Raw genomic sequence first — 4,479 nt, forward strand, 5'->3', positions numbered from 1 at the left:
CGGGCTTCCAGATCCAGACCCGTGGTGGGTTCGTCCAGAATGACGAGCTTGGGCTGATGGACGAGGGCGATCGCTAAACTCAGCCGCCGCTGCATTCCGCCACTTAGCGTTTCGGCAGGACGGTTTGCCTGCTCGCTCAGCCCAACGGCTGCCAAACACGCCTGCACCCGCTGCTGCTGTTGTCGTCCGTGCAGACCGTAGAGGCTGGCAAAGAATCGTAAATTTTCCGCGCAGGTGAGGCTGCGGTAGATAAGCGTCTCTTGGGGTGCCACACCAATCCAGCGCTTTGTTTGCTTAGAAATTGGCTGCTGATTGATCTCCACCGTGCCGCTGTCTGCTCGCAAAAGATTGCAGAGAATGTTGATCGTCGTCGTTTTGCCTGCGCCATTTGGTCCCAGCAAGCCGTAAATTTCCCCAGGAGCGATCGTCAGATTCAGACCACGCAAGACCGCATGGTTGCCGTAGGACTTCGTGAGGTGGGCGATCGTTAGCACAGGCAAGAAGGACGCTAAGCGTTAGATTAACAGACCGTTTGAAATTGGGCTGCTTACCAATTGGGTAGCACGTTCTGTCTGTGGTCTACTCATGTAAAAGTCGCTGTAATTCTACAGTCCTAAGCAACAAAAAACAGGCTATCTGTTATGGACAGCCTGTCATTTCATTGCTTCTATACGTTTAGACGGTTGCTAGTTCAGGTGAGGGGCGCTTACTGTTGCGAATGCCCATGATCGCTTCGGCGTAGTCTTTAGCGTTGAACACGGCTGAACCCGCCACGATCGCATTTGCGCCTGCTTCCAGCACTTGCCAGGTGTTATTCGCTTTCAAGCCGCCATCGACCTCAATCCAAGGGTCGAGTCCACGCTCGTCGCACATCTGACGCAGCTTACGAATCTTGGGCAGCACGCCCGGAATGAAGCTCTGCCCCCCAAAGCCAGGGTTAACGCTCATAATTAGCACGAGATCGCAGAGTTCCAGAACGTACTCGATCGACTCAAGTGGCGTACCAGGATTGAGAACCACACCTGCCAGCTTGCCCAACTCTTTGATTTGTCCCAGCGTCCGATGCACATGCGGAGACGCTTCTACCTGAACGTAGATGTGGTCTGCGCCCGCTTTGGCAAAATCTCCCACATACTTTTCCGGTTCCACGATCATCAGGTGAACGTCGAGCGGCTTCTGCGTTACAGGGCGAATCGCTTCCACAATCAGCGGTCCGATCGTTATATTAGGGACAAACCGACCGTCCATCACATCCACATGAATCCAGTCTGCTCCAGCGGCATCGACGGCGCGGATTTCGTCTCCAAGGCGGCTAAAATCAGCGGATAGAATCGACGGGGCAACGACAATTGGCTTTTGGGAGTGGGTCATAGCGGGCAGGGTCTCCTAACGGTCGGTTGTTGTAATAATTTTAACAAAATGCGATAAAAATCTTTAATTTTAGTGACTTGAATTAAGGAGAAATCTGTGTGGCGCAGCGGTATGGTTGGAAGCGAGTTGCAGTAGGGCTTTGTGGAGTAGGCAGTGTTGCCTTTGGAGCCACGATCGCGACGGGAAACTCCCTGCAGTCGGCATCGGTTGGGCAGGCAGGCATCGACGCGCTCCGGCTGCACGAACCGCCCTACAGCTTGACTGGGCGCAAGATTGCGATCGGGCAAGTCGAGATCGGGCGTCCAGGGCAGTTTGGCATCGACAAAGCCGTTGCCCAGAACCGAGCAGTTCCATTAACTCGCGTGTTCTTCCGCAACGCCCCACCCCGCACTAACGTCAACGTAGACGGACACGCTCAGAATGTCGCTAGCGTGATGATCGGTACCGCGAAAGCAATGCGCGGCGTTGCGCCCGGAGCCAGGCTGTATTCCTCGGCAGCAGGCACCCCTAAGCGCTACGGACAACCGGAAGAGTGCCTCTCGGCGCAGCACGTAGCGAGCCAGAATGGCGGCGATGTGCGAGCGGTTAACTTTAGCTTTGGTGAGGCACTCCGGCAAGATCCGCGCCCCAATCCAACCCTGGACGGGAATGCACTGCTGACGCTGTGTATCGACTGGTCGGCTCGCGTGCACAACGTGCTGTACGTGGTGGCGGGCAATCAGGGTAAGGGCGGTATCTCGATTCCGACTGACAACTTTAACGGAGTTAATGTAGCGTTTACTACGCGCGTTGACGGTGCGTTTCGCAAGGTGGATTTCGCCAATCTGGGTGATCCGTCTGGAGCGGGAGCTGTTGGGGCAGGCATCGAGAGCAACCTGGGTCCTCGCCGCGCGATCGGACTGGTCGCACCTGGAAACGATATTGCTCTGCTCAACCTCAGCGGCAACCTGACTGCCTCTAGCGGTACGAGCTTTGCGGCTCCCCATGTCACTGCGACTGTAGCGCTGCTGCAAGAATACGGCGATCGACAACTGCGAACCCGCTGCAAGCAGGGGAATTGTCCGCTGCCCTGGAGCCTAGACGCTCGCCGTCAGGAAGTCATGAAAGCGGTGTTGCTCAACTCGGCGGAAAAAGTTCAGGACACGGGCGACGGGCTAAATCTGGGTATGAGCCGGACGATTCTGGATAAAAATAATCGTTCCTGGTTGGAGTCAGACGCCTACAGCAATCCCAAAATTCCGCTTAACATTCAAATGGGCGTGGGTCAGCTCAATGCCTTTCGGGCGTATCAGCAGTTTAGTCCCGGTCAGTGGAGTCCAACGGATGCCCTGCCGCCGATCGGATGGGACTACCGCACTGTGAACGCCGAAACCGGGGAATCTGGATTTCAGGATTACATCCTAGAGAAGCCGCTACAGCAGGGAAGCTTTGTCTCGGTGACGCTGGCGTGGAATCGACTTGTTGAGCTAGCAGACAAAAACAGCAACGGCGAATTTGATCTGGGAGAAGACTTCCGCGATCGAGGGCTAAACGACCTTAACCTCTATCTGCTGCGGGCAGAAGATAACGACATCCGCCAAAGTGTGTGGTCGTCGATTAGCGAGGTGGATAGCGTCGAGCACATCTTTCAAAAAATTCCAGCAACCGGACGCTACAAGATTCGGGTGCAGTTCCAGCGGCGAGCAAACCAGCCCCGTCAGCCGTTTGCGATCGCTTGGTGGACCATGCCCAGTCTATAGATAGTCATTGTCGTTAGCGCGACAATGACTCACTGATACTTACTGGAAGTACTGCCATATTTCTTGATTCGTCCTGTCGAGAACAAATTTTTTGCAATTCTTATCGATCGGCTGAATTTTCCCCATGAATTCCACACAGTTTCCACAGGTTTTCCCCAAGCGTCCCCATACTTTTCCACAGACTTCAGTTTGTTTTCCACAGGTGAAACGAAGGAATCGGGGTTCGGTGCATTGTGGAAAACACCTTTGTTTTCCACCCATTCTGTGGGAAAAGCTAGCTATTTGTAACAGAATGTTACGGGGATCAGCCCCAAAAACCGATCTTCTCCAGCAGATGTGTGAAGTCTCGTAATTTGCAGCACGTTTCGATCGTTGACAACTTCGCCCAACCTTGCACACAATGAGGCACCTGCTTAATCAAGCGCTCCAGTCGCAACCGCTGCTGTTGTGAGTCTCTGGATAATTCAGCGACTCATAAAATGCACTGATGGATTGTAGCGCTGCTTCCCTATGCCTTGTCTCCCGTTTTTACAGGGTGCCGAGCAATTGCCTTCCTGAATTCGCATCACTGTCCTGTCTAGCACCACCTGAGGCTCTCATGAACACCACCATTAGCATCCTGGCAGAGATTCCTGAAGATCTTCATGAAGTACTCACGGGCTACTTAGAAAGCCACCCAACTTGGGATCAAGACCGTCTATTTGCGGCGGCACTGTCTCTGTTTCTGCTGCAAAATGGCGAGTGTGACCAGCAAGCGGGCAGAGTATACCTCGACAGCTTGTTTCAGACTTCTGCCTGACGAAGGCTAGACGCCGGATTTTAGCTGGGTTGCTTGCCACTTCATCCTCAAGCAGCTCTGCTACAAAAGGGGACACTTTTCGGTAGCCTCTAAAGTAGTCGCAGCAAATGCGTACTATCAACATGAGTGAGACTGAACGAACGGCGATCGGCGATCGGCTGTTCGCTGTGTCCAAGTAGCAACCCGAACTCTAAAATCTCGACTTTAAAATCGTTCTGAGGTTTTCATGGCGTATTTTTGGTTTAAAGCCTTTCACATCGTCGGCTTTGTCACCTGGTTTGGCGGTTTATTCTACCTGCCTCGGCTGTTTATCTATCACCAAGAGGCTAACGACAAGCCGGAGCCTGCCCGCAGCATTCTTAAAGAGCAATTTGAGCTGATGGAAAAGCGGCTCTACGGCATCATTGCGACACCTGGAATGCTTGTCACGATCGCGATGGCGGTCGGCATTATTACGACGGAGCCTGAGATTCTGCGGAGTACGTGGCTGCACGTCAAAATTGGTTTTGTGCTGCTGCTAATTGGCTATCACCACTATTGCAAGCGTCTAATGAAGCGCCTTGCTGCAAA

The 4,479-nt window shown here is 53.4% G+C and carries 5 protein-coding genes; 3 read left to right on the top strand and 2 right to left on the bottom strand.

Translation table 11 applies throughout. The annotated features are described in order from the left end of the window. Positions 1-494: ATP-binding cassette domain-containing protein (locus H6F43_RS16035; RefSeq protein ID WP_190343729.1), on the bottom strand; the 494-nt coding region annotated here is incomplete at its 3' end. Between the two features lie 181 nt (positions 495-675). Continuing rightward, on the bottom strand, positions 676-1,371 hold the full coding sequence (rpe, locus tag H6F43_RS16040; RefSeq protein ID WP_190343726.1) for a ribulose-phosphate 3-epimerase: 696 nt from the start codon (positions 1,369-1,371) through the stop codon (positions 676-678). A 173-nt stretch (positions 1,372-1,544) separates the two neighbouring features. On the opposite strand from rpe, the gene H6F43_RS16045 reads away from it, so the two are divergent. The 3 genes from H6F43_RS16045 to hemJ all read left to right on the top strand — a co-directional run. Further along, the gene (locus H6F43_RS16045) at positions 1,545-3,110 is read left to right on the top strand and encodes a S8 family serine peptidase (protein ID WP_190343730.1); all 1,566 of its coding nucleotides are present in this window, start codon (positions 1,545-1,547) and stop codon (positions 3,108-3,110) included. Between the two features lie 598 nt (positions 3,111-3,708). Next, entirely contained in the window at positions 3,709-3,909 is a 201-nt protein-coding gene (locus H6F43_RS16050) for a DUF2811 domain-containing protein (RefSeq protein ID WP_190343727.1), read from the top strand. A 226-nt stretch (positions 3,910-4,135) separates the two neighbouring features. Next, positions 4,136-4,479: protoporphyrinogen oxidase HemJ (gene hemJ, locus H6F43_RS16055; RefSeq protein ID WP_190343728.1), on the top strand; the 344-nt coding region annotated here is incomplete at its 3' end.

This window comes from Leptolyngbya sp. FACHB-36 (assembly GCF_014695955.1).
GTDB lineage: Bacteria > Cyanobacteriota > Cyanobacteriia > Leptolyngbyales > Leptolyngbyaceae > FACHB-36.